Genomic DNA, 21,069 nt, shown 5'->3' on the forward strand with positions numbered 1-21,069 from the left:
GTCCCCGCCCCCGGCGCGGCGGACCGGGCAGGCGCCGGCGCCCGTTCAAAACCGGCGCCGGTCCGCTATGTAGGGGCGGATGACGCACGATCCGAACGGCGCCCCGCCCGGCGGGGTCCTCGAACGCCTGACCGCCGCCCTGCGGGCGGACGATCCCGCCGGCGCGGAGGGGGCCCGCCGGGGACCCCCGCCCGTGGAGCGCTGGAATCCGGATTACTGCGGCGAGATCCCGATGCGCATCGCCGCCGACGGGACCTGGCACTACAACGGCACACCCATCGGCCGGCCGGCCCTGGTCAAGCTCTTCGCCTCGATCCTGCGGCGCGATCCCGACGGGCGCACCGTGCTGGTGACGCCGGTGGAGCGGGTCGGGATCGAGGTCGAGGACGCGGCCTTCCTGGCGGTCGAGATGGCGGTCGAGGGCGAGGGCGAGGGGCGCAGCATCGCGTTCCGCACCAACGTCGACGACGTCGTGCCCCTCGACACCGACCACCCCCTGCGCTTCGAGCGCGACGGGGAGGGCGGCTTCAAGCCCTACCTCGCGGTGCGTCACGGCCTCTGGGCCCTCGTCAGCCGGGCCCTGGTCTACGACCTCGTGGACCTGTGCGAGGAGCGCGAGGTCGCGGGCGCGCGCTGGTTCGGCCTGGCGGCCGGCGGGCGCTTCCACCGCATCATGCCGGCTGCCGCGCTCTCGTGACCCTCCGGACCGATCCCGGCGCCGGGCCGGCGCTCCCGCGGCGCGAGCCGGCCGGCCCCCTCGCGTCCTTCCTGGCGCTGGCGGAGGCGCGCCTGCGGCGCGAGCCGCCAGGTCCCCTCGACCCGACGTCGAACCCCCGCGGCGACCACGACCTCGAGCCGGACGTGCTCGAGGCCGCTCTCTCGCGCCCGCCGCGCCTCGCCGCCGTGCTGGTGCCGGTGGTGGCGCGCGAGCGGGGCGTCAACGTCCTGTTCACCCTGCGGGCCGCGCACCTGCGGGACCATTCCGGGCAGGTCGCCTTCCCGGGCGGCAAGATCGACCCCGCCGACCCCTCGCCCCTCGCGGCGGCTCTGCGGGAGGCCCACGAGGAGGTCGGCCTCCCCCCGGAGGCGGTGCGGCCCCTCGGCTACCTCGACGCCTACCTGTCGGGCACCGGGTTCCTGGTGACGCCCGTGGTCGGGCTGGTGGCGCCGGACGCGCCCCTGCGCCTCAACCCGGCCGAGGTGGCGGAGGCCTTCGAGGTGCCGCTCGACTTCCTGATGGACGTCGCCAACCACGCCCAGCACAGCCGCGAGTGGCGCGGACGCCAGCGGCGCTACTACGCGATCCCGTTCGGCGAGCGCTACATCTGGGGCGTCACCGCCGGCATCGTCCGGAACCTCTACGACCACCTGCGCGACGATACCCCGCGATGATCCGGGCGCTCGTCGACGACCTCCTGCTGTTCCTGCTGCCGTTCGCGCTGTTCGGCGGCTACCTGGTGCTGCGCCGGCGCAACCCGCTGCTCTGGACGCACTGGAGCGACAACGGCCTGCGGCTCGCCATCGCCGGGGCGGTGCTGATCATCGCCTCCCTGGTCGATGCGGGCTTCCGGGCCGAGCGGCACCGCGACGGCTTCGTGCCGACCCACATCGAGAACGGCCGGGTGGTGCCCGGGCAGTTCCGGTGACGGCGCGGCCCGGCACCCTGGACGAGGCCGGCCTCGCGGCCCTGCTGGCGCGGCCGCGGCTGCGCCGGGTGCTGGCGGCCCTGGAGGCCCCCGGGGAGGAGACCCGGGTCGTCGGCGGCGCCGTGCGGGACGCCCTCCTCGGGCGCCCGGTGGCCGACATCGACCTCGCCACCACGCTGGCGCCGGACGAGACCCTGCGGCGCGCCGCGGCGTCCGGCCTGAAGCCGGTGCCGACGGGGCTCGCCCACGGCACCGTGACGGTGGTGGCCGAGGGCGAGCCCTTCGAGGTCACGACCCTGCGGGAGGACGTCGAGACCGACGGGCGCCACGCGGTGGTGCGCTTCGGCCGCGACTTCGCCCGCGACGCGGCGCGGCGCGACTTCACCATCAACGCGCTCTCGGCCGACGCGGGCGGGCGCCTGCACGACACAGTCGGGGGCGCAGCCGATCTCGCCGCCCGCCGCGTGCGCTTCATCGGGGATGCGGCGCAGCGCATCAGCGAGGATTACCTGCGGGTCCTGCGCTTCTTCCGCTTCCACGCGCGCTACGGCTGCGGCCCCCTCGACCGGGAGGGCCTCGCCGCCGCGGTCGCGGCCCGGGACGGGTTGGCGATCCTGTCGCGCGAGCGGGTCCGGGCCGAGCTCCTGAAGCTGCTCGCGGCCCCGGGCGCCCCCGCGGTGGCGGGGGTCCTGGCCGGCACCGGCCTGCTGCAGCGCCTGCTCGGCGGCGTCGGCGACCTCGGGCGGCTCGCGCGGCTGAACGAGATCGAGGACAGGCCCGATCCGGTGCGCCGCCTCGGCGCCCTGGCGGTCTTCTCCGGGGCCGATGCCGACCGCCTGCGGGAGACCCTGCGGCTGTCGCGCTCCGAGCACGCGCGGCTCAGCGCCTACGCGGGCGCGCTGGCGCCCCTGCACGGGGCGATGGCTCCCCTGGCGGCGGCGGACATCCGGCGCCTCGTCGCCGGGCACGGGCCGGAGGCCGTGGCCGACGCGGCCCTCGTGCTCGCCGGGGAGCCGCGGCCGGTCCTGGGCCCGGACGCGGCCGCCCTGCTCGCCGGCTTCGCGTCGGGCGCCGAGCCCGTGCCGGTGTTCCCGGTGACCGGCGCGGCCCTGGTGGCGCGCGGCGTCGGGACGGGCCGCAGCCTCGGGCTCGGCCTCGCGGCGGCGCGGCGCGCCTGGCTAGCGGAGGGCTGCCCCGTGGATCCCGCCGCGCGGGCGCGGCTCGTCGCCCTGGCGCTCGCGGCCGCCCGGGAGGCGGCCGGCGGAACCCCGGACCCGGTCGTCCGTTCGCCTCGCACGAGGCCCGGGCGGCGCGAGGGCTGACGGTCGCGCTCCGCCGACCACCATCGGCGCGGTCCGCCCGCCGGTGGCGCCGTCCCCGGCGGACGGCGGCGGATGATCGTCCGTCGACGCGGTCCGGCCCGGAGGCCGGCGCCGCGCCGCCACGCGTTCGGGATGCCGGCCGGCGGCGTCCGCACCGGTGCGCTCGGAACCGGGATCGCTCCGGCGGTCCGGGCGCGCCGCACTCGTCCGACGGTCGCGCGCGTCCTCCCGTCGGGCCGCTGCTTGAGGAGGCCGACCGGCCATGCCGTGCCTGAACCTGATCCGCACGACCGTCCTGGGCGCGGCCCTCGCCCTCGCGGGCCGCGCCCCGGGCGCCGCCGCCCACGACCTCTGGCTGACGCTCAGCAACGCCGAGGCCGGGCCGCAGGTCCGGGTGAATTTCGGGCACCCCGGGCAGCGCCGGACGCCGAACCTCCCCAAGGTCCTCGACCTCGCGGCCGAGACGCCCGAGGGCAGCACGGACCTGCGCCCCGCCCTCAAGCCCGCCGCGGCCGACGTGCCGCCGGCCCTGGTGGCCGCGCTCCCAACGAAGCCCGCCCGGACGCTCGTGGCGGCGCGCTACGACGCCGGCTACTGGGTCACCCTCCGGGACGGGGGACGCCGCAACGCCAGCCGGCGCGTCGCGCCCGACGCCAGGGAGGCGCGCTGGGCGATGAAGTTCGCCAAGGCGGCCTTCGGCCCGGCGGCGCCCTGGCAGAAGGTCGTCGGCCACACCCTCGAGATCGTGCCGCTGGAGGTCCCGGCCGCGACGGCCGGGGCGATCCGGGTGCGGGTCCTGTTCCGGGGGGCGCCCCTGCCGGGGGCCGCCCTGATCTACGGGGAGGGCACCACGGACCATCCGGGGGAGTCCCGGCTTCCGGTCTACACCACCGACGCGGAGGGCGTCGCCACCGTCCCGATCCGCAAGGCCGGCGCCCAGGTCGTCACGGTGAGCCAGACGGTCAGCCCCTCGGCGACGCCGATGCTGGCGGACGAGGACGTCTACACCGCCTCCTTCGCGTTCCGGCTCGACGAGCCCTCGGTGAACTGAGGGCCTCTCCGGCCCGCGGCCGCGCGCGCGTCAGTCCCGCGCCAGCACCTTGCCGGGGTTCAGCAGGCCGTCCGGGTCGAGGGCCGCCTTGATGCGGCGGGCGAGCGCGATCTCGGCCGGGTGGCGGTGGCGCACCAGCTCGTCGACGCGGTACTGGCCGATGCCGTGCTCGGCCGAGATGCTGCCGGCGTGGCGGTCGACCACGCCGTGGACGAGCCGGTTGATCGTCCCGGCCGCGTGCTCCGGCCCGATCAGCACGTTGTAGTGGATGTTGCCGTCGCCCATGTGCCCGAAGGCGTTCACCCGGGTGCCGGGCGCCTGCGCGGCGAGGACCCGCCCGGCCTCCTCGAGGAAGTCCGGGATCGCCGTGATCGGCACCGAGACGTCGTGCTTGACGCTCGTGCCCTCGCGCGCCTCGGACTCGGTGATGCTCTCCCGCAGGGCCCAGAGGTCGGCGGCCTGGCGGCCGGATTCCGCCAGCACCCCGTCGACGGCGTCCCCGCGCTCGAGGGCGGTGGCGAGCACCGCCTCCATGGCGTCGCGCAGGCCCGGCAGGGACGAGGCCGCCTCGATCAGCACGGACCAGCCCGCCTCGCCGATCGGGCTCCGCAGCCCGGCATGCTTCGCCACGAGGCCGAGGGAGGGGCCGGAGATGAGCTCGAAGGCCTGGATGCTGTCCCCGACCTCCTCCTGCGCGAGGGTGAGCAGCCGCAGGGCGGCGGCGGGATCCGGCACGGCGAGGAGCGCCGTCGCGGCGTGGCGCGGGCGGGCGGCGAGCCGCAGCACCGCCGCCGTCACGACCCCGAGGGTGCCCTCGCTGCCGATGAAGAGCTGCTTCCAGTCGTAGCCGGCATTGTCCTTGCGCAGCGCCCGCAGGCCGTCGACCACCTCGCCGTCGGCCAGCACCACCTCAAGCCCGAGGACGAGCCCGCGGGTCATGCCGTAGCGCACGACGTTGATGCCGCCCGCGTTCGTGGCGACCACGCCGCCGACGAGGGCCGAGCCCTCGGCCGCGAAGCTGACCGGCAGCAGCCGCCCGGCCGCGGCGGCGGCGTCCTGCGCCACCTTGAGGACGCAACCCGCCTCGGCCGTCAGGGTGAGGCCGACCGGGTCGACGCCCCGGATCGCCGTCATGCGGGCGAGGGAGAGCACCACCTGCGTCCCCGACCCGTCCGGCACGGCACCGCCGGCCAGGCCGGTATTGCCGCCCTGCGGCACCAGGGCCGCCCCGGCCTCGCGGCAGAGCCGCACCACCGCGGCGACCTCGGCGGTGCTGCCCGGCCGCGCCACGCAGGCCGGGCGCCCGGGAAACAGGCGTCGCCAGTCGATCGCGAAGGGCGCGACGTCGGACTCGGCCGTCAGCAGGCCGGCGGGGCCGAGCCGCTGGCCGAGGCGCTCGATCAGGGCTTGGGTCGTCTCCCGGCTCATCAGGCGGTCTCCCAGGACGCCCGCCGGCGCAGGCGCGATCGGCCGGGCGTCGCCCGGATGGAGGCGCGGGTCAAGGGCCGCCGGGTCGTTCTGAGCCCGCGCGGAACCCGCAGCGATGAGACAGTATTGATCGATGGGATTCAATTATTCTGTTAACAAATTATCGTCTAGTTGAACTATTGCGATTTATATTTACCGTCTCATCTTTAAACTCGACAGATTATTAAATATGTTTGCTTTTGCGTCAAATATCTTTGTTAGTCCATAAATCTGATACAATTGACATTGCGTCATCCTGATCTATATGGATCTCCGCTCACGGAGGCATGAATGGTCGAGAGGCGCGTGATCCTGGTGCTGCCGGCACAAGACGCTCTCATCGAGCCCTCCATGATGAGGATGACAGGCGGCGGACGGATCACCAACCGTGTGATCGGCGCTCCGCCGCGCTCCGATATCGATACGAGCTTTACCCCTATACCTCTCGCCGACGCCGAACTGATCCCGGGCGCAGGCTCCCTCTCGCCGCGGGCAGCGCAGCGGTTCGCGGTCCGTGCCACGATCGATGATGACGCCACGATGCCGTCCTCGACCATAGGCGGGGTGCCTGTCTTCTCGGATCCGGTCATCGCCCATTTCCCCGCACACGGCTGCGCGGCGCCGATCGGGACACGGGCCGATATCGAAACGCAGCTCGGTGTGCCCAGTCTTGCCGCGAGGAGGCTCGACGGCTCCGGCGTTGCCGTCGCGGTGATGGATACCGGCATCAGCAGGCCTCACCTCGCTGCCCAGGGCGTCACCGCCGCCATCGATCCGACTCTCACGTGGTCGCCTGCCGGCGGAGCGCCGGGCTGCTACGCGCCGGACCACGGAACGATGTGCGCCTACGACGCCCTCATCGCCGCACCGCGCGCGACGCTGCTCGACTATCCGATCCTCCTCTCGACGAGCCAGGGAGGCAGCCCTGCCGCGGGCGTCCTGAGCGACGCTCTCCAGGCCTACGCCCACCTCGTCGCCGTGATGCAAGCGCCGAAGAGGCCGTTCACGTCCTTGGTGGTCACCAATTCGTGGGGCCTGTACCACGCAAGCTGGGACTTCCCGGCTGGCCATTCAGGGCGTTACGTCGACAATCCGAACCACCCGTTCAACATCATCGTCGGAACCCTGAGTCGCTACCGCGTCGACATTCTGTTCGCAGCCGGCAATTGCGGCTCGGGCTGTCCCGACCCGAGATGTCAGGGTGTGGTCAACCACACCATCATGGGGGCGAACGCGCATCCCGACGTGATCACCGTCGCCGGGGTCACGGCAAAGGGGCGCAGGGCTGGTTTCTCGTCGCAGGGTCCGGGCATTCCAGGGATGGTCTATGCCAAGCCCGACCTCGCGTGCTTCACGCATTATCTCGGTTCCAGGGCGCTCGGCCCGGGCGAGCCGGACACGGGTACCTCGGCCGCCTGTCCCACTGCGGCGGGATGCGTCGCGGCGATCCGCACGCGGATGCCGCAGACCAGCCTTGCTCCGCGTGACCTCACCGCCGCGTTGGTCGCAGACGCCCGGAAGCACAATCCTTCCGGCTGGCACCGTGATCTGGGATATGGCATCGTCCGGCCGTTGCGGACCGCGGCACGCCTGGGGCTGTGACGCGAGGAGTTCGTCTGGTGGCAACCGATGGTTCAGAGACGGTCCTGATGACCGTGCGGACGACCCAGGGGACACCGACGCTCCGGGAGGCCGCGCGGACGCTCGGCGTGCCGAAGCGGGACGTGGACCGGGCCTTCGGGGTGGTGCCCGTCGACGGGGAGCGGGGCCTGTTCGCCGTGAAGGTCCGGGTGGGCGCCGCCAGCGAGGGCGCCGCCTCCTCCGGCGAGGGCGTCTTCTCCAACCCGCGCATCGCGACGTTCGGCCGGAGGTAGCCGGCGCTCGTCACCGCGCAAGGGCACCGGCCCGCGGATCGCCGGGATGGCCGGCCGGGCGCTCCCGCCGCACCAGCGACCTGGAGCGGCACCCGGGGCCCAGGCGGCGGGGCGCCGCCCTAGCCGCCGAAGCGCTCGGTCCGGATGGTCCGCGGCGGCACGCCGGCATCGACCAGGAGGTCCGCGGCCGCGCCCACGAACGGGTTCGAGCCGCACACGAAGGTGTGGGCCGGCCGGCCGAGATGCGCCAGCACCTCGGCGATCCGGGCGGTGTCGATCCGGCGGCCGCCCGCGACGCGGGTGAGGCAGAGCATCAGCCGGAAGGCGGGCTCCGTCGCCCCGCGCCGGACGAGCTCGTCGCGGGCGATCACCGCCTCGGGCGTGCGGGCGGAGTAGAGCAGCAGGGCCGGCACCTCCGGGGCGGCCTCGGCCCGGTGGCGCAGCATGGAGAGGAGCGGCACCACGCCGGACCCGCCCCCGACGAGGAGGAGCGGCCCGCCCTGCCCGGGCTCCCACGCGAAGGTCCCGATCGGCCCGCGCAGCTCGATCGCGTCGCCGACCGCGGCCACGTCGGCGAAGAAGCCCGAGACCTCGCCGTCGTCGAGGCGCTCGACCATCAGGTCGATGAGGCCGGGACGCGTCGGCGGGGAGGCGATGGAGTAGCTGCGCTGGGCCTGGTAGCCGTCCGGGGCGGTCAGGCGCACGTCGACGTGCTGGCCGGCCCGGAACGGGCGCTCCCAGCCGACCGCGAGGGAGAGGCGCCGCACCCGCGGCGTCTCGGGCGCGGCGGCGGCGATGGTCGCCTCCTGCCAGGCGAGGGCCACCGGCTCAATCGTCCGTGAAGCGCTGCTCGCGCCAGGGGTCGCCGGACATGTGGTAGCCGCGCTGCTCCCAGAACCCGGCCTCGTCCGCCTGGGTGAAGCGCAGGCCCTTCACCCACTTGGCGCTCTTCCAGAAGTACAGGTGCGGCACGAGCAGGCGCGCCGGTCCGCCGTGGTCGGGCGGGATCGGCGCGCCCGCGTAGGCGGTCGCCACCATTGCCTTCCCCCCCGTGAGGTCGGCGACCGGGACGTTGGTGGTGTAGTCGTCGTAGCCCTCGGCCAGGAGGTAGGCGGTGGGCGCCGCGATGCCGGCAGCGGCCAGGAGGTCGTCGATGCCGACGCCCTCCCAGGCGGTGTCGAACTTCGACCACTTGGTGACGCAGTGGATGTCGCCGGTCCAGCGCGTGCGCGGCAGGGCCTGGAACTCCTCCCAGCTCCAGCTCGCCAGGGGCTTCGCCCCCTGGCGGATCGTGAAGCGCCAGCGCGCGAGGTCGATGCGCGGCGTCGGCCCGAGCTGGAGCACCGGGAAATCCTCGGTGAGGTACTGGCCCGGCGGCAGCCGCTCCGCATCCGGCCGCGTCGGCCGCCGTCCCGTGAACCCGCGCGTCACCATGCGTCCGCTCCTTCCGTCTCCGGCTCGCCATCGATGGCCCGCGCGATGGCGTCGAGCAGGGAGGTATCCTCCCCGGCCATCCTGTCCATCGAGGCCATGCGGGCGACCACCGTCGCGGCGACCCGCTCCTCCACGGTGCCCTCCGCGTAGGCGAACAGGATCGCGGCGCGCTCGCCGTCCCGGTGGCAGCGCCCCTCGATCTGGCTGAGCTGGATCGCGCTGTGGCGCATGTCGTGGACGATCAGCGTGCGCGGGCGCTCGCCCCCGGGCAGCTCGTTGCGGTGGAGCGAGATCGATTCCGTGACCGTGAAGACCACTGCGTCGAGCGCTCCGCGCTGGAAGGCGACCCGCACCGCCTCGTTGGCCTCGGGGCTCTGCGTGCCGTTGATGGCCCCGGCGCGCCAGCCCCGGCCGGCGAGCGCCGCCGCCAGGGCGGCGCCCGTCTCCAGGAAGGCCACCGAGACCGCGACCTGCTCTCCCGCCTCGAGGAGGTCGTCGGCGAGGTCGACCGTGCCGGCGACCCGGATCAGGCTCGCCTTCTGGCGGAAGCGCAGGTCCGCGGCCCAGCCGGCGGCCCGGCGCGCGGAGCCGCCGGCGAGGCCCCACTCGCGCCGGAACTCGCGCCAGGTCGCCTCGTAGAGGCGCCGCGCCGGGGCATCGAGGGCGGTGGGGGCGAGGTCGCGCTGCACTTCGGGCCAGCCCGCGATGTCGGCCGGCCGGCGCCGCAGCCCGATGGCGTCCGGGCCGCGGTAGAGGAGGTCCGCCATCACGGCGCGGTCGCGATCGTTGGGCTCCCAGGACCAGTTCTGCCAGCGCCCCTTGGCGCGGCCGATCCGCAGGTGCTTCATCAGCTCGCGGAACTCCGCCGTCGTCCCGGTCGGCCGGCCCACGGCGTGGCCGAGCAGGCGGCCGAGATAGGACAGCTCGTGCGGGGCCTGACCCGCCGTGGCGCTCGCGTAGATCGTGAACCGGGCGGCCTCGGCCACGCGGCGGCAGGCGAGGCCCTGCTGCGAGGACGGGTTGCGCAGGCGGTGGCTCTCGTCGAAGACCACGACCGGCCAGGCCCGCTTCGGCGCGCCGAGCTTGGCGAGCTCGTTGTTCTTCGCCCGGACCGAGCGCCGGGTGCTGGCCGCCGGCAGCGCGAGCAGCGACTTGGTGCGCTCGTAGTTGATCAGCGTGACGTCCTTCGCCCCGAGATCCGAGTCCCGGATCGTGCGCCGCCACTGCGGCATGGCGCCCTTGGGACAGACGATCAGCACCGCGGCCTCGGGCATCGCCGCCACCGCGCCCCAGACCGACAGGGTCTTGCCGAGCCCGGTCATGTCGCCGAGGAGGAAGCCGGGGCGCCCCGCCCCGCGCGCCGCCAGGATGGCGCGGATCGCCGCGGCCTGGTGCGGGCGGGGGACGAGCCGGGGCGTGTCGGGAGCGGCCGGGAGGCTGGCGCGGGCGGCGGGCATCGGGCTCCGGGACGTTGAGGGCCCGCCCGCTATGCCGCCTCGCCGCGGCGCGCTCAAGCCCTCCGGACCGCGGGCCCGTCCCTTCGCGGCCGGGACCCCCGCGCGCCCCCGGGCGGGGACGCCGAACCTGGCCCGTCAGCCCGTGCCCGGGTCGGCATCCCCGCCCGGGGGCGCGCCGGCGCTCGCGCCGGACGTGTTCTCCTCGCCGTCCTCCTCGCCGTCGCCGTCCTTCGGCACGGCCGAGACGCCCTTCAGGTCCTTCGCGGTGATCGTGTCGTCGGCCGCCGAGGCCTTGCCGCCCGACACGTCGTCCGGGGACGCAGCGTCCGCCCCGGTCTTCCCTTGCCCATCCATCCGCGTCCCTCCGTCAGGTCCCGCATCCCGGGTCCGCTCCTCGGCCCCGGGGCTCACCAGTCGACCTTGCCGCCGGTCTGCTCGGTCCGGTAATGGCCGGCCGCCGTCTTCTCGCCCTCGCGCGGGCCGTCGGCGGCCTTCTGGTCGGAATGGCCTCCGGAGCTGCCGCCGACCGAGACCGGCGGCCGGCCCGGCGTGCCGCCGGCCTCGGACCACTCGGCGTTGCGGCTCTGCTCGGTGCGGCCGCCCGGCTCCTGGCGGGTGATCGCGTCCTGCTCGGGGGTCTGGTGGCCGCCGCCGGCCGCCGGGGCGCCCCGGGAGCCGACCACGTCGTCGGGTTTGCGCGTCATCGCCTACTCTCCCGTGTCCTTGCCGATTGCGGCGGTGGCCCGGTCGATCGCCTCGCGGGCGGCCGCGTTCCCGGCCAGCGGGTCGCCGAGGCCCTCCCGCTCGCCCGCAGCCCCTCGACCGGGCAACTCTCGGCCGGGCAACTCTCGGCCGGGTGATCCTTGGCCGGGCGACTGCGCCGGATTCTCGCCGCCGGGATCGACGTCGCGCAGCCGCGGCTGCGCCGGGTCGGTCTTCGTCATCGGGTCTCCTCGCGGCCGGCGGGACGCCTGCCTTCGACAACACCGGGCGGGCGGCGAGGTTTCGGCCGGCGGCTGCGACGCTCCGCCCGGGCGTGCCGCGTGACAAGGCCGCCGCTTGCTGGCAGGACGGCGCGTTCCTCACGGAGGCTTTCGTGACGTCTGCCACTCCCCGCACCGCCGACCATCCCGTCGACCCGCTCTTCCTCGAGCGCTGGTCGCCCCGCGCCTTCACCGGGGAGCCGATCGCGGACGCCGACCTGATGGCGATGTTCGAGGCGGCGCGCTGGGCCCCCTCCTCCTACAACTCGCAGCCCTGGCGCTTCGTCTACGCCCGGCGCGACACGCCCCGGTGGGAGCCGCTGTTCGGCCTCCTGGTCCCGTTCAACCAGGGCTGGGTGAAGACGGCCTCCGCCCTGGTGTTCCTGGCCTCGAGCGAGATGATGAACACCAAGGACGGGCTCCAGCCGTCGTGGAGCCACTCCTTCGACGCCGGCACGGCCTCGGGCTACCTCCAGCTCCAGGCGGTCCGGATGGGCTGGCACGTCCACGGCATGACCGGCTTCGACAAGGACCGCGCCCCCGACGTGCTGGGGCTGCCGGCCCGGCACCGCGTCGAGGCCGCCTTCGCGATCGGGCGCCGGGCCGATCCGGCGACGCTGCCCGAGGAGCAGCGCGCCCGCGAGGTCCCGAGCGGGCGGCGTCCCCTCTCCGACTTCGTGTTCGAGGGCGGGTTCCCGCCGCGCGAGGCGTGAGCGCACGGGACTACGACGGCCTCGTCGCGGGCTTCCGCTGGCGGATCCCGGAGCGCTACAACATCGCGGTCGACGTCTGCGACCGCTGGGCCGCCGCGGACCCGGGGCGCACGGCGCTCCTCGACGTGGCGGCCGACGGCCGGGTCGAGGCCTGGAGCTTCTCGGCCCTGCGGGAGGCCTCGAACCGCTTCGCCAACGCGCTGCGGGCCCACGGGATCGCGGCCGGCGACCGGGTGGCGGTGCTGCTGCCGCAATCCCCCGCCGTCGTGGTGGCCCACCTCGCGGTCTACAAGCTCGGCGCCGTGGCCCTGCCCCTCGCGGTGGTGTTCGGCCCCGACGCCCTGGCCCACCGCCTGCGCGATTCCGGCGCCCGGGCGGTGGTCACCCACGCGGGCGGCCTCGCGAAGCTCGACGCCGTGCGGGACGGCCTGCCGGCGCTGAGGCTCGCGGTCTCCACCGACGGGCCGGGGGACCGGGCCCTCGGCTATTCCGGCCTGCTCGCCGCCGCCTCACCCGACCTCGCGCCCGCCGACACCCGGGCCGACGACCCGGCCCTGATGATCTACACCTCCGGCACCACCGGCCCGCCCAAGGGGGCGCTGCACGGGCACCGGGTGCTGCTCGGGCACCTGCCGGGCTTCGACATGATGCACGCGTTCATGCCGAGGCCCGGGGACCGGATGTGGACGCCGGCCGACTGGGCCTGGGCGGGCGGTCTCCTCAACGCGCTGCTGCCGAGCCTGCACCACGGCGTGGCGGTGGTGGCGCGCAAGTCCGAGAAGTTCGAGCCCGAGGAGGCGTACCGGCTGATGGCGGACCTCGCGGTCGCCAACGCCTTCGTGCCGCCGACGGCGCTGCGGATGCTGCGCACGGTCGCGAACCCGCGCGGGCGCTTCGACCTCTCGCGCCTGCGCACGCTGGCCTCGGCGGGCGAGATGCTGGGTCCGGAGACGTTCGGGTGGGCGCAGGACGAGCTCGGCCTCACCATCAACGAGGCCTACGGGCAGACCGAGTGCAACCTCGTCCTGGCCTCCTGCGCCGCGCTCGGCGTCGCGCGGGCGGGCTCGACCGGCCGGCCGGTGCCGGGCCACCGGGTCGCGGTGATCCGCCCGGACGGCAGCACCGCCGACCCCGGCGAGATCGGCCAGATCGCGGTGGCGCGGCCCGACCCCGTGATGTTCCTCGGCTACTGGAACGATCCCGCCGCGACGGAGCGGAAGTTCCTCGGCGACTGGATGACCACGGGCGACCAGGGCCGGGTCGACCCGGACGGCTACGTCCACTTCGTCGGGCGCGACGACGATGTCATCACGTCGTCGGGCTACCGGATCGGGCCGGGGGAGATCGAGGATTGCCTCCTGCGCCACCCGGCCGTGGCGCTCGCCGCGGCGGTCGGCAAGCCCGACCCGATGCGCACCGAGATCGTCAAGGCGTTCGTGGTCCTGCGCCCGGGCTTCGCCGCCTCGGAGGCGCTCGCGGCCGAGATCCAGGACTTCGTGCGCACCCGCCTCTCGGCCCACGAGTACCCGCGGGAGATCGCCTTCCGGGGAAGCCTGCCGCTCACCACGACGGGCAAGATCATCCGGCGGGAGCTGCGGGCGCAGGCGTGAGCCGCGCCCGAAACGGCGTGGCACTGCGCACGGAACGGCGCGGAACTGCGCCCGAAAAGGCGCGGCACTGCGCCCAGGAGAGCGTCGCGCCCGGACGGCGCCTCAGAAGGTCAGCGCCACCTTGGCCTCGCGGAGCTGGGCGATGTGGCCCTCGATCTCGCGGCGCTTGTCGTAATCCTCGGTGGCGTCGTGCTGCAGCTCGGCCGCCTCGATGTCCCGGTCGATGATCTCGGGCGTCAGCTCCTCGATCGGGGTCGCCCGCTCGGCGATGACGGTGAGCGAGGTGGCGTTGATCTCGGCGAAGCCGCCGCGCACCAGGACCCGCTTGCCGTGCTGCGGGCTCTCGGTGATGACCAGGACCCCGGTCTTCAGGGTGGTGAGGACCGGGGCGTGGCCCGGCAGCACCGTCATCTCGCCCTCGGAGCCCGGGAGCTGCACGGCATCGACCGCGCCCGAGTAGAGGATCCGCTCGGGGCCGACGAGGTCAAACTGGAAGGTGGCCATGGGGAGGGGTCGGTTCCGTTGTCGTCAGGCGCGGACGGGGCGCGGCCGCTCGGGGCCGCGCCCGCTTTGCGGGTGGGACGGTCAGGCCGCGGCGGCGAGGCGCTGGGCCTTCTCCTTGGCCTCCTCGATCGAGCCGACCATGTAGAAGGCCGCCTCCGGCAGGTTGTCGTACTCGCCGTCCACGAGGCCCTTGAAGCCCTTGATGGTGTCCTCGAGCGCCACGAGCTTGCCGGGCGAGCCGGTGAAGATCTCGGCGACGTGGAAGGGCTGGCTCAGGAAGCGCTCGATCTTGCGGGCGCGGGCGACCGTGAGCTTGTCCTCCTCGGAGAGCTCGTCCATGCCCAGGATCGCGATGATGTCCTGCAGGGACTTGTAGCGCTGGAGCACCTGCTGGACCCGGCGGGCGACCGCGTAGTGCTCCTCGCCGAGGATCGTCGGCGACAGCATGCGCGAGGTCGAGTCGAGAGGGTCCACCGCCGGGTAGATGCCCTTCTCGGCGATGGAGCGCGACAGCACCGTGGTGGCGTCGAGGTGGGCGAACGAGGTGGCGGGCGCCGGGTCGGTCAGGTCGTCGGCCGGCACGTAGATCGCCTGCACCGAGGTGATGGAGCCCTTGTTGGTCGTGGTGATGCGCTCCTGGAGCGCGCCCATGTCGGTGGCGAGGGTCGGCTGGTAGCCCACGGCGCTCGGGATGCGGCCGAGCAGCGCCGACACCTCGGAGCCGGCCTGCGTGAAGCGGAAGATGTTGTCCACGAAGAACAGCACGTCCTGGCCCTCATCGCGAAAATGCTCCGCCACGGTGAGGCCGGTCAGGGCCACGCGGGCGCGGGCGCCCGGGGGCTCGTTCATCTGGCCGTACACGAGGGCGCACTTCGAGCCCTCGGCCGAGCCGTGCTCCTTGGGGTCCATGTTGACCTTGGACTCGATCATCTCGTGGTAGAGGTCGTTGCCCTCGCGGGTGCGCTCGCCCACGCCGGCGAAGACCGAGTAGCCCGAATGGGCCTTCGCGATGTTGTTGATCAGCTCCATGATCAGCACGGTCTTGCCGACGCCGGCGCCGCCGAACAGGCCGATCTTGCCGCCCTTGGCGTAGGGGGCGAGCAGGTCCACGACCTTGATGCCCGTGACGAGGATCTGCGCCTCGGTGGACTGCTCGGCGTAGGACGGGGCCGGCTGGTGGATGGCCCGGAAGGTCTCGGCCGCGATCTCGCCCGCCTCGTCGATCGGCTCGCCGATGACGTTCATGATGCGGCCGAGGGTGTTGGCGCCGACCGGGACCCGGATGGGCGCCCCGGTGTCGCTGACCTCCTGGCCGCGCACGAGGCCCTCGGAGGTGTCCATGGCGATGCAGCGCACGGTGCTCTCGCCGAGCTGCATCGCCACCTCGAGCACGAGGCGGTTGCCCTGGTTCCGGGTCTCGAGCGCGTTCAGGATCTCGGGCAGGTGGCCCTCGAACTGCACGTCGACGACCGCGCCGATGACCTGGGTGATGTGGCCGACCTTGTTCGAGCCGGCGCCGGGGGTCGCAGTGTTCGCCATTGTCCGTAATCCCTGATTGCGTGCGGTCAGAGCGCCTCGGCGCCCGAGATGATCTCGATCAGCTCCTTGGTGATCATCGCCTGACGCGTCCGGTTGTAGATCAGCGTCTGCTTCTTGATCATGTCGCCCGCGTTGCGCGTGGCGTTGTCCATGGCGCCCGTGCGCGCGCCCTGCTCGGAGGCGGCGTTCTCCAGGAGCGCCCGGAGGATCTGAACGGTGAGGTTCTTCGGCAGCAGGGCGGCCAGGATCTCGCCCTCGCCCGGCTCGTACTCGTAGGCCGCGTCCGAGGAGGCCGCCTCCTGGCTCGGGGCGATCTCGGCCGGGATGATCTGCTGCGCGGTCGGGATCTGGGCGATCACCGAGCGGAAGCGCGAGTAGAACAGGGTCGCGACGTCGAACTCGCCCGCCTCGAAGCGGGCGAGCAGGTTCTGGGCGATCTCCTCGGCGTTCTCGAAGCCGAGCTGGCGCACGCCGCGCAGCTCGATGAGCTCGACGATCTGCTCGCGGAACTCGCGGCGCAGGATGTCGTAGCCCTTCTTGCCGACGCAGATGATCTTGACCGTCCTGCCCTCCGCCATCAGGCGCCGGGCGTGGTCGCGGGCGAGCCGCGCGATCGAGGAGTTGAACGCGCCGCACAGGCCGCGCTCCGCCGTGCAGACGAGGAGCAGCCGGGTGCGGTCCTGGCCGGTGCCGGCGAGCAGCCGGGGCGTCTCCGCCCCGGGGATCAGGTTGGCGGCGAGGTTGCCGAGCACCTGGCCCATGCGCTCGGCGTAGGGCCGGGCGTTCTCCGCCGCGGACTGCGCCCGGCGCAGCTTGGCGGCGGCGACCATCTGCATCGCCTTGGTGATCTTCTGGGTCGCCTTCACCGAGGCGATGCGATTGCGCAGGTCCTTCAGACTCGGCATCGGGGGGTCCCTTGAGGTCGAGCCGCAGGCTTACTGGAAGGACTTGGCGAAGGATTCCACCACGCCCTTGAGCTTGGCGCCGGATTCCGCCGACAGCTCCTTCGAGGACCGGATCGTGTCCAGGAGGTCGACGTGCTTGGAGCGCAGGAGCGAGAGCAGCCCGTCCTCGAAGGCCCGCACCCGGCTGACCGGGATCGGGTCGAGGTAGCCGTTCACGCCGGCGTAGATCACCGCGACCTGCTCCTCCATCTTCAGCGGCGAGAATTGCGGCTGCTTCAGGAGCTCGGTCAGGCGCGCGCCGCGGTTCAGGAGCTTCTGGGTCGAGGCGTCGAGGTCCGAGCCGAACTGCGCGAAGGCCGCCATCTCGCGGTACTGCGCGAGCTCGCCCTTGATCTTGCCGGCCACCGACTTCATTGCCTTGGTCTGGGCGGCCGAGCCGACGCGGGAGACCGAGAGGCCGACGTTCACGGCCGGGCGCACGCCCTGGTAGAACAGGTCGGTCTCGAGGAAGATCTGCCCGTCGGTGATCGAGATCACGTTGGTGGGGATGTAGGCCGAGACGTCGTTGGCCTGGGTCTCGATGATCGGCAGCGCCGTGAGCGAGCCGCCCCCGGCCGGGTCGCCCATCTTGGCGGCGCGCTCGAGCAGGCGGGAATGCAGGTAGAACACGTCGCCCGGGTAGGCTTCGCGGCCCGGCGGGCGGCGCAGCAGCAGCGACATCTGGCGGTAGGCGACGGCCTGCTTCGAGAGGTCGTCGTACACGATCACGGCGTGCATGCCGTTGTCGCGGAAATACTCGCCCATGGCGCAACCGGCGAAGGGCGCCAGGAACTGCATCGGGGCGGCGTCCGAGGCGGTGGCCGCGATGACGATGGAGTACTCCATCGCGCCGTTGTCCTCGAGCACCTTCACGAACTGCGCCACGGTCGAACGCTTCTGGCCGACCGCGACGTAGACGCAGTAGAGCTTCGCCTTCTCGTCAGTGCCCTGGTGGGCCGGCTTCTGGTTCAGGATGGTGTCGAGGGCGACCGCGGTCTTGCCGGTCTGGCGGTCGCCGATGACGAGCTCGCGCTGGCCGCGGCCGATCGGGATCAGGGCGTCGATCGCCTTGAGGCCGGTCGCCATCGGCTCGTGCACGGACTTGCGCGGGATGATGCCGGGCGCCTTCACGTCGACGCGGCGGCGCTCCTCGGAGGCGATCGGGCCCTTGCCGTCGATCGGGTTGCCGAGGGCGTCGACGACGCGGCCGAGGAGGCCGCGGCCGACCGGCACGTCCACGATGGCGCCGGTGCGCTTGACGGTCTGGCCTTCCTTGATCTCGCGGTCGGCGCCGAACACCACGATGCCGACGTTGTCCTGCTCGAGGTTCAGGGCCATGCCGCGCACGCCCGACTCGAACTCGACCATCTCGCCGGCCTGGACGTTGTCGAGGCCGTAGACGCGCGCGATGCCGTCGCCGACCGACAGGACCTGCCCGACCTCGGTGACCTCGGCCTCCTGGCCGAAGTTCTTGATCTGCTCCTTCAGGATGGCGGAGATCTCGGCGGCACGGATGTCCATCTTGGGACCTTCCCTCGTTCTCAGAGCTGTCTGTCGGGTTCGTCGGCGCGGTGCCGGGCGGCGCCCTAGCGGGCGTCCCGCATCGCGAGGCGGATGCTGTTGAGCTTCGTGCGCAGGGAGGCGTCGACCATGCGGCTGCCGAGCTTGACGACGATGCCGCCGATCAGGCTCGGGTCGATGCGCAGGTCGAGGTCGATCTCGGAGCGGGCGACGTCGCGCAGGGACGCCTTGATGTCCTGGAGCACCGCGTCGGAGGGCTGCTCGGCCAGGCGCACCTCGGCCCGCACGATGCCCTTCGACTCCCGCACCAGGGTCCGGAAGCCGCGGATCATCTCGGGCAGGGCGAAGAGGCGGCGGTTGGCGGCCGACAGGCGGATGAAGTTGCCGGCGAGGCCGCCGATCTCCGCCGACGCCAGCACGGCCTCGATCGCCTTGACCTGGTCCCCGGCCGAGAAGGCCGGGCTGCGCACGAGGCGCCGCAGGTCGGCGCTCTCGGAGAGCAGGGCATCGAACCGCTCGAGCCCCTCGGCGACCGCATCGACGCTGCGCTCCTCGCGGGCGAGCTCGAACAACGCCGAGGCGTACCGCCCGGCGACGCCCGCCAGGGGAGAACCCGATTCCGATGCGTTCTGAGCCACCAGCGCTCTCTCTCATGTCCTGGCCCGACGGGTCCGGCCGCAACACGCCGGTCTCAGGAGTGGCGGCGGCGCGCGGCCCGTCGATGATGGGATGGCACCGGCACGAGAAGGAGCCCCCTCCCCCGGCGCGGCGCCGGCCTAGCATGGGTTCACGGGGGGCGCAAGGCGACCGGGCTCCGCCCCAATCGTACAGGCGGGCCGAGGGGTTAATCAGTCTGCGCGCGAACGGTGGCGGGCGTGAGGCGAGGATCGTCCTCAGCCCTGGCAGGCGATCGCGTCGCAGGCGGCGACCGATTCCAGGACCCGCGCGAGGCTCCTGGGGCCCGGGTAGCCGAGGAGCGCCGCGGTGCCGACCACGTAGGAGGGCGTGGCGGCGAGGCCGAGGTCGGCGGCGAGCCGCATCTGGGCCTGCAGCGCCTCGCGGACCTCGTCCGACTCGGCCGCCTGCGCGAGGGCGGCCCGGTCGTGGCCGAGGGCCCGGGCGGCGTCGAGGGCGCGGGCGCCGTCGATGCGGCTGGTGGCACCCCCGAGGAGGGCGGCGTAGAGGGCGTGGGCGGCCCCCGAGCCGCCGCCGCGCTGCACCGCCAGCGCCACCTTGGCGGCCTGCGCCGAGGCCGGCGACAGGATCGGATTGTTGACGAGGCCGACCCGGAGGTCGGGCGCGGCGCGGGTCAGCGCGGCGAGGTCGCGCGCCGCCGCCCGGCACCAGGGGCAGTTGTAGTCGAAGAACTCGTACAGGGTCACGGCCGCGTCGCGGGACCCGATCCAGGTCACGCCGCGCAGGCCGCCGATCTCGGAGGCGAGCTCGCCCGGCAGGCGGGTGTTGGGGACGGGCCTGCCGTCGTCGCCCGTGAGCGGGTGCCACTGCCCCTCGGACTGCGCCCGCGCGCCGGCGGGGAGGAGCGCCAGGGCGGCGGCGAGGACGGAGCGGCGGGAGAGGCGCATGGGCGGACTCGGGGGGAACGCGGGGACCGGTCCCGTTCTAGCTCGGCCATTTGGGCCGGATGAAGGCCGCCGGGCCGGAGGCTCCAGGGCCGGAGGCTCCAGATCCCGACGCTCCAGGGCCGCACGCTCCTGGGCGGTCCCCCGGCCCGTCACGCGGGCGAGGCCAGGGGCTTGTCCTTCTCGACCACGTAGGTGCTGGTGAGCCGCACGGTCCGGCCGCCGTTCCTGGCGCCGGCATGCGGCGTGTTCGGCAGGACCTGGAAGCCGTCGCCCGCCTTGTAGACCCGGGTCGCCTGCCCCTCGATCGGCAGCTCGATCTCGCCCTCGAGGACGTAGCCGGACTCGATGCCCGGATGGGTGTGGCGCCCGACGAGGACGCCCGCGTCGATCTCGACCTCGGCGATGATCGTGACGTAGCCCGGCATCGGCCCGTCCACCTGCGACAGGACCTTGCGCCTGAGGCCCGGGGACGCGGCGGGCGGCGTCTGCGCCGAGGCGTCGGTCGCCAGGAAGCCCGTCGTCGCGCAGAGCGCGCAGGTGGCGAAGCGCGCGAATCCGCGGCGTGTCAGCATGATGAACCTCCCGGGCGGGCCGGTCTCTCGCGCCGGCCCCGCGCCAAGGTCCGTCCGCTCCCGCACCCCGTCAAGGCCGGGCGCGCGACCTTGAAAAGGCCGGGCGCGCGACCCTTGCGAGGTGGCGCACGCGAGATCGGCGTCAGCGCTCGGTCAGCGCACCCCCGCGGGCCGCTCCCCCAGGGCCCAGGCCAGCGCCTGCTCCAGGCGGTCGTTGCCCCAGAACAGCTCGCCGTCCTCGGTCAGGAAGGTCGGGGCCCCGAAGATGCCGCGGGACTTCGCCTCCTCGCCGACCACCCGCAGGCGGCTCTTGTGCGGCTCGGAGGCCGCGAGCTTGACGAGGGCGTGCCCGTCGAGGTCGAGGCCGTCGAGGAGCGCCGCGACGCTCGCGGGCTCGGCGATCGACTGGCCGCGGGCGAACTCGGCCTCGTAGACGGCGCGCACGAAGTGCCCGATCCAGGGCTGCTCAGCGCCGTAGGCCGCGACCCGGGTCGCCGTGAGGCTGTTCTGCGGGAAGGACGGCGGCTGGCGCACCGGCGGCAGCCCGAGGCGCGCCGCCTCGCGGGCGAGGTCCCGCCACATGTTGCGGCCCTTGGCCGGGAAGAGGTTGAACGGCGAGGAGGTCCAGCCGTGGGCGGCGAAGATCGGGCCGAGCAGGAAGGGGCGCCAGCGGAGCGACACGCCCGCCTCCCCGGCCAGGGCCTCGATCCGCGCGGCGGAGAGATACGAGTAGGTCGACGCGAACTCGAACCAGAATTCGAGTGTCGGCGGGCGCGCCATGCATCACACTCCGTTCACCATGCGGCCAGCATCACCCCGCGGGCGGGCCGCCACAAGCCTGGCCTTGGG

Annotated in this window: 24 protein-coding genes; 9 read left to right on the forward strand and 15 right to left on the reverse strand. The window is 73.7% G+C overall.

The genetic code is table 11. The annotated features are described in order from the left end of the window. Nucleotides 1-79 precede the first annotated feature (79 nt). The 5 genes from DT057_RS09710 to DT057_RS09730 all read left to right on the forward strand — a co-directional run bounded on the left by DT057_RS09710 (nucleotide 80) and on the right by DT057_RS09730 (nucleotide 4,019). The gene (locus tag DT057_RS09710; protein WP_128561891.1) at nucleotides 80-697 is read left to right on the forward strand and encodes a DUF1285 domain-containing protein; all 618 of its coding nucleotides are present in this window, start codon (nucleotides 80-82) and stop codon (nucleotides 695-697) included. Further along, nucleotides 694-1,392: a CoA pyrophosphatase gene (locus DT057_RS09715; RefSeq protein ID WP_128561892.1), complete on the forward strand. Its 699-nt coding sequence runs from the start codon at nucleotides 694-696 to the stop codon at nucleotides 1,390-1,392. Before DT057_RS09710 ends, DT057_RS09715 begins: the two co-directional genes overlap by 4 nt. After that, complete coding sequence (locus DT057_RS09720) at nucleotides 1,389-1,646, forward strand: DUF6111 family protein (RefSeq protein ID WP_128561893.1); 258 nt, start codon at nucleotides 1,389-1,391, stop codon at nucleotides 1,644-1,646. Before DT057_RS09715 ends, DT057_RS09720 begins: the two co-directional genes overlap by 4 nt. Next, nucleotides 1,643-2,968: a CCA tRNA nucleotidyltransferase gene (locus DT057_RS09725; RefSeq protein ID WP_203236238.1), complete on the forward strand. Its 1,326-nt coding sequence runs from the start codon at nucleotides 1,643-1,645 to the stop codon at nucleotides 2,966-2,968. The genes DT057_RS09720 and DT057_RS09725 overlap by 4 nt, the downstream gene beginning before the upstream one ends. Before the next feature lie 262 nt (nucleotides 2,969-3,230). Then, a complete protein-coding gene (locus DT057_RS09730) occupies nucleotides 3,231-4,019 on the forward strand; it encodes a DUF4198 domain-containing protein (protein WP_128561894.1) in 789 nt (262 codons plus the stop codon). A gap of 30 nt (nucleotides 4,020-4,049) precedes the next feature. On the opposite strand, the gene DT057_RS09735 is transcribed toward DT057_RS09730, so the two are convergent. Further along, nucleotides 4,050-5,447, reverse strand: coding sequence for an FAD-binding oxidoreductase (locus tag DT057_RS09735; protein ID WP_128561895.1), 1,398 nt, complete (start codon nucleotides 5,445-5,447; stop codon nucleotides 4,050-4,052). Between the two features lie 330 nt (nucleotides 5,448-5,777). Here DT057_RS09735 and DT057_RS09740 point away from each other — a divergent pair, with 330 nt between their 5' ends. Both DT057_RS09740 and DT057_RS09745 read left to right on the forward strand, forming a co-directional pair. Continuing rightward, nucleotides 5,778-7,088, forward strand: coding sequence for a S8 family serine peptidase (locus DT057_RS09740; RefSeq protein ID WP_128561896.1), 1,311 nt, complete (start codon nucleotides 5,778-5,780; stop codon nucleotides 7,086-7,088). Between the two features lie 47 nt (nucleotides 7,089-7,135). Continuing rightward, nucleotides 7,136-7,360: a hypothetical protein gene (locus DT057_RS09745; protein ID WP_128561897.1), complete on the forward strand. Its 225-nt coding sequence runs from the start codon at nucleotides 7,136-7,138 to the stop codon at nucleotides 7,358-7,360. Nucleotides 7,361-7,479: 119 nt separating this feature from the next. On the opposite strand, the gene DT057_RS09750 is transcribed toward DT057_RS09745, so the two are convergent. From DT057_RS09750 to DT057_RS09775, 6 genes are all read right to left on the reverse strand, one after another. Then, complete coding sequence (locus DT057_RS09750) at nucleotides 7,480-8,184, reverse strand: FAD-binding oxidoreductase (protein ID WP_128561898.1); 705 nt, start codon at nucleotides 8,182-8,184, stop codon at nucleotides 7,480-7,482. A 4-nt stretch (nucleotides 8,185-8,188) separates the two neighbouring features. Further along, nucleotides 8,189-8,794: a sulfite oxidase-like oxidoreductase gene (locus DT057_RS09755; RefSeq protein ID WP_128561899.1), complete on the reverse strand. Its 606-nt coding sequence runs from the start codon at nucleotides 8,792-8,794 to the stop codon at nucleotides 8,189-8,191. Further along, nucleotides 8,788-10,251, reverse strand: coding sequence for a DEAD/DEAH box helicase family protein (locus tag DT057_RS09760; RefSeq protein ID WP_128561900.1), 1,464 nt, complete (start codon nucleotides 10,249-10,251; stop codon nucleotides 8,788-8,790). Before DT057_RS09760 ends, DT057_RS09755 begins: the two co-directional genes overlap by 7 nt. 135 nt (nucleotides 10,252-10,386) lie before the next feature. Continuing rightward, nucleotides 10,387-10,605 (reverse strand): hypothetical protein, encoded by a 219-nt coding sequence (locus DT057_RS09765; RefSeq protein ID WP_128561901.1) that lies wholly within the window; start codon nucleotides 10,603-10,605, stop codon nucleotides 10,387-10,389. 53 nt (nucleotides 10,606-10,658) lie between these two features. Beyond that, entirely contained in the window at nucleotides 10,659-10,955 is a 297-nt protein-coding gene (locus DT057_RS09770) for a hypothetical protein (protein WP_128561902.1), read from the reverse strand. A 3-nt stretch (nucleotides 10,956-10,958) separates the two neighbouring features. Beyond that, the gene (locus DT057_RS09775) at nucleotides 10,959-11,195 is read right to left on the reverse strand and encodes a hypothetical protein (protein ID WP_128561903.1); all 237 of its coding nucleotides are present in this window, start codon (nucleotides 11,193-11,195) and stop codon (nucleotides 10,959-10,961) included. Between the two features lie 152 nt (nucleotides 11,196-11,347). On the opposite strand from DT057_RS09775, the gene DT057_RS09780 reads away from it, so the two are divergent. Next, a complete protein-coding gene (locus tag DT057_RS09780; protein ID WP_128561904.1) occupies nucleotides 11,348-11,947 on the forward strand; it encodes a nitroreductase family protein in 600 nt (199 codons plus the stop codon). Beyond that, entirely contained in the window at nucleotides 11,944-13,557 is a 1,614-nt protein-coding gene (locus tag DT057_RS09785) for an AMP-binding protein (protein WP_128561905.1), read from the forward strand. The genes DT057_RS09780 and DT057_RS09785 overlap by 4 nt, the downstream gene beginning before the upstream one ends. Before the next feature lie 102 nt (nucleotides 13,558-13,659). Here the strand turns inward: DT057_RS09785 and DT057_RS09790 are convergent, their stop codons facing one another. The 8 genes from DT057_RS09790 to DT057_RS09825 all read right to left on the reverse strand — a co-directional run bounded on the left by DT057_RS09790 (nucleotide 13,660) and on the right by DT057_RS09825 (nucleotide 21,000). After that, complete coding sequence (locus DT057_RS09790; protein WP_128561906.1) at nucleotides 13,660-14,061, reverse strand: F0F1 ATP synthase subunit epsilon; 402 nt, start codon at nucleotides 14,059-14,061, stop codon at nucleotides 13,660-13,662. Nucleotides 14,062-14,142: 81 nt separating this feature from the next. After that, entirely contained in the window at nucleotides 14,143-15,600 is a 1,458-nt protein-coding gene (atpD, locus tag DT057_RS09795; protein WP_128561907.1) for a F0F1 ATP synthase subunit beta, read from the reverse strand. A 26-nt stretch (nucleotides 15,601-15,626) separates the two neighbouring features. After that, on the reverse strand, nucleotides 15,627-16,505 hold the full coding sequence (locus DT057_RS09800; RefSeq protein WP_128561908.1) for a F0F1 ATP synthase subunit gamma: 879 nt from the start codon (nucleotides 16,503-16,505) through the stop codon (nucleotides 15,627-15,629). Between the two features lie 30 nt (nucleotides 16,506-16,535). Beyond that, the gene (gene atpA, locus DT057_RS09805) at nucleotides 16,536-18,065 is read right to left on the reverse strand and encodes a F0F1 ATP synthase subunit alpha (protein ID WP_128561909.1); all 1,530 of its coding nucleotides are present in this window, start codon (nucleotides 18,063-18,065) and stop codon (nucleotides 16,536-16,538) included. 65 nt (nucleotides 18,066-18,130) lie between these two features. Next, nucleotides 18,131-18,703: a F0F1 ATP synthase subunit delta gene (locus tag DT057_RS09810; protein WP_128561910.1), complete on the reverse strand. Its 573-nt coding sequence runs from the start codon at nucleotides 18,701-18,703 to the stop codon at nucleotides 18,131-18,133. Between the two features lie 255 nt (nucleotides 18,704-18,958). Further along, on the reverse strand, nucleotides 18,959-19,648 hold the full coding sequence (locus DT057_RS09815; protein WP_128561911.1) for a DsbA family protein: 690 nt from the start codon (nucleotides 19,646-19,648) through the stop codon (nucleotides 18,959-18,961). Nucleotides 19,649-19,797: 149 nt separating this feature from the next. After that, nucleotides 19,798-20,220, reverse strand: coding sequence for a cupin domain-containing protein (locus DT057_RS09820; protein ID WP_128561912.1), 423 nt, complete (start codon nucleotides 20,218-20,220; stop codon nucleotides 19,798-19,800). A 153-nt stretch (nucleotides 20,221-20,373) separates the two neighbouring features. Then, on the reverse strand, nucleotides 20,374-21,000 hold the full coding sequence (locus DT057_RS09825; RefSeq protein WP_128561913.1) for a 2-hydroxychromene-2-carboxylate isomerase: 627 nt from the start codon (nucleotides 20,998-21,000) through the stop codon (nucleotides 20,374-20,376). Nucleotides 21,001-21,069 lie beyond the last annotated feature (69 nt).

The sequence above is a fragment of the Methylobacterium crusticola genome (assembly GCF_003574465.1).
Taxonomy (GTDB): Bacteria; Pseudomonadota; Alphaproteobacteria; order Rhizobiales; family Beijerinckiaceae; genus Methylobacterium; species Methylobacterium crusticola.

Coding starts and splice junctions, on each gene's coding strand:
- DT057_RS09770 (WP_128561902.1), bottom strand. CDS start 10,955: ATGACGCGCAAACCCGACGACGTGGTCGGCTCCCGGGGCGCCCCGGCG.
- DT057_RS09730 (WP_128561894.1), top strand. CDS start 3,231: ATGCCGTGCCTGAACCTGATCCGCACGACCGTCCTGGGCGCGGCCCTC.
- DT057_RS09745 (WP_128561897.1), top strand. CDS start 7,136: ATGACCGTGCGGACGACCCAGGGGACACCGACGCTCCGGGAGGCCGCG.
- DT057_RS09765 (WP_128561901.1), bottom strand. CDS start 10,605: ATGGATGGGCAAGGGAAGACCGGGGCGGACGCTGCGTCCCCGGACGAC.
- DT057_RS09800 (WP_128561908.1), bottom strand. CDS start 16,505: ATGCCGAGTCTGAAGGACCTGCGCAATCGCATCGCCTCGGTGAAGGCG.
- atpD (WP_128561907.1), bottom strand. CDS start 15,600: ATGGCGAACACTGCGACCCCCGGCGCCGGCTCGAACAAGGTCGGCCAC.
- DT057_RS09740 (WP_128561896.1), top strand. CDS start 5,778: ATGGTCGAGAGGCGCGTGATCCTGGTGCTGCCGGCACAAGACGCTCTC.
- DT057_RS09790 (WP_128561906.1), bottom strand. CDS start 14,061: ATGGCCACCTTCCAGTTTGACCTCGTCGGCCCCGAGCGGATCCTCTAC.
- DT057_RS09720 (WP_128561893.1), top strand. CDS start 1,389: ATGATCCGGGCGCTCGTCGACGACCTCCTGCTGTTCCTGCTGCCGTTC.
- DT057_RS09775 (WP_128561903.1), bottom strand. CDS start 11,195: ATGACGAAGACCGACCCGGCGCAGCCGCGGCTGCGCGACGTCGATCCC.
- DT057_RS09710 (WP_128561891.1), top strand. CDS start 80: ATGACGCACGATCCGAACGGCGCCCCGCCCGGCGGGGTCCTCGAACGC.
- DT057_RS09760 (WP_128561900.1), bottom strand. CDS start 10,251: ATGCCCGCCGCCCGCGCCAGCCTCCCGGCCGCTCCCGACACGCCCCGG.
- DT057_RS09820 (WP_128561912.1), bottom strand. CDS start 20,220: ATGCTGACACGCCGCGGATTCGCGCGCTTCGCCACCTGCGCGCTCTGC.
- DT057_RS09735 (WP_128561895.1), bottom strand. CDS start 5,447: ATGAGCCGGGAGACGACCCAAGCCCTGATCGAGCGCCTCGGCCAGCGG.
- DT057_RS09825 (WP_128561913.1), bottom strand. CDS start 21,000: ATGGCGCGCCCGCCGACACTCGAATTCTGGTTCGAGTTCGCGTCGACC.
- atpA (WP_128561909.1), bottom strand. CDS start 18,065: ATGGACATCCGTGCCGCCGAGATCTCCGCCATCCTGAAGGAGCAGATC.
- DT057_RS09815 (WP_128561911.1), bottom strand. CDS start 19,648: ATGCGCCTCTCCCGCCGCTCCGTCCTCGCCGCCGCCCTGGCGCTCCTC.
- DT057_RS09755 (WP_128561899.1), bottom strand. CDS start 8,794: ATGGTGACGCGCGGGTTCACGGGACGGCGGCCGACGCGGCCGGATGCG.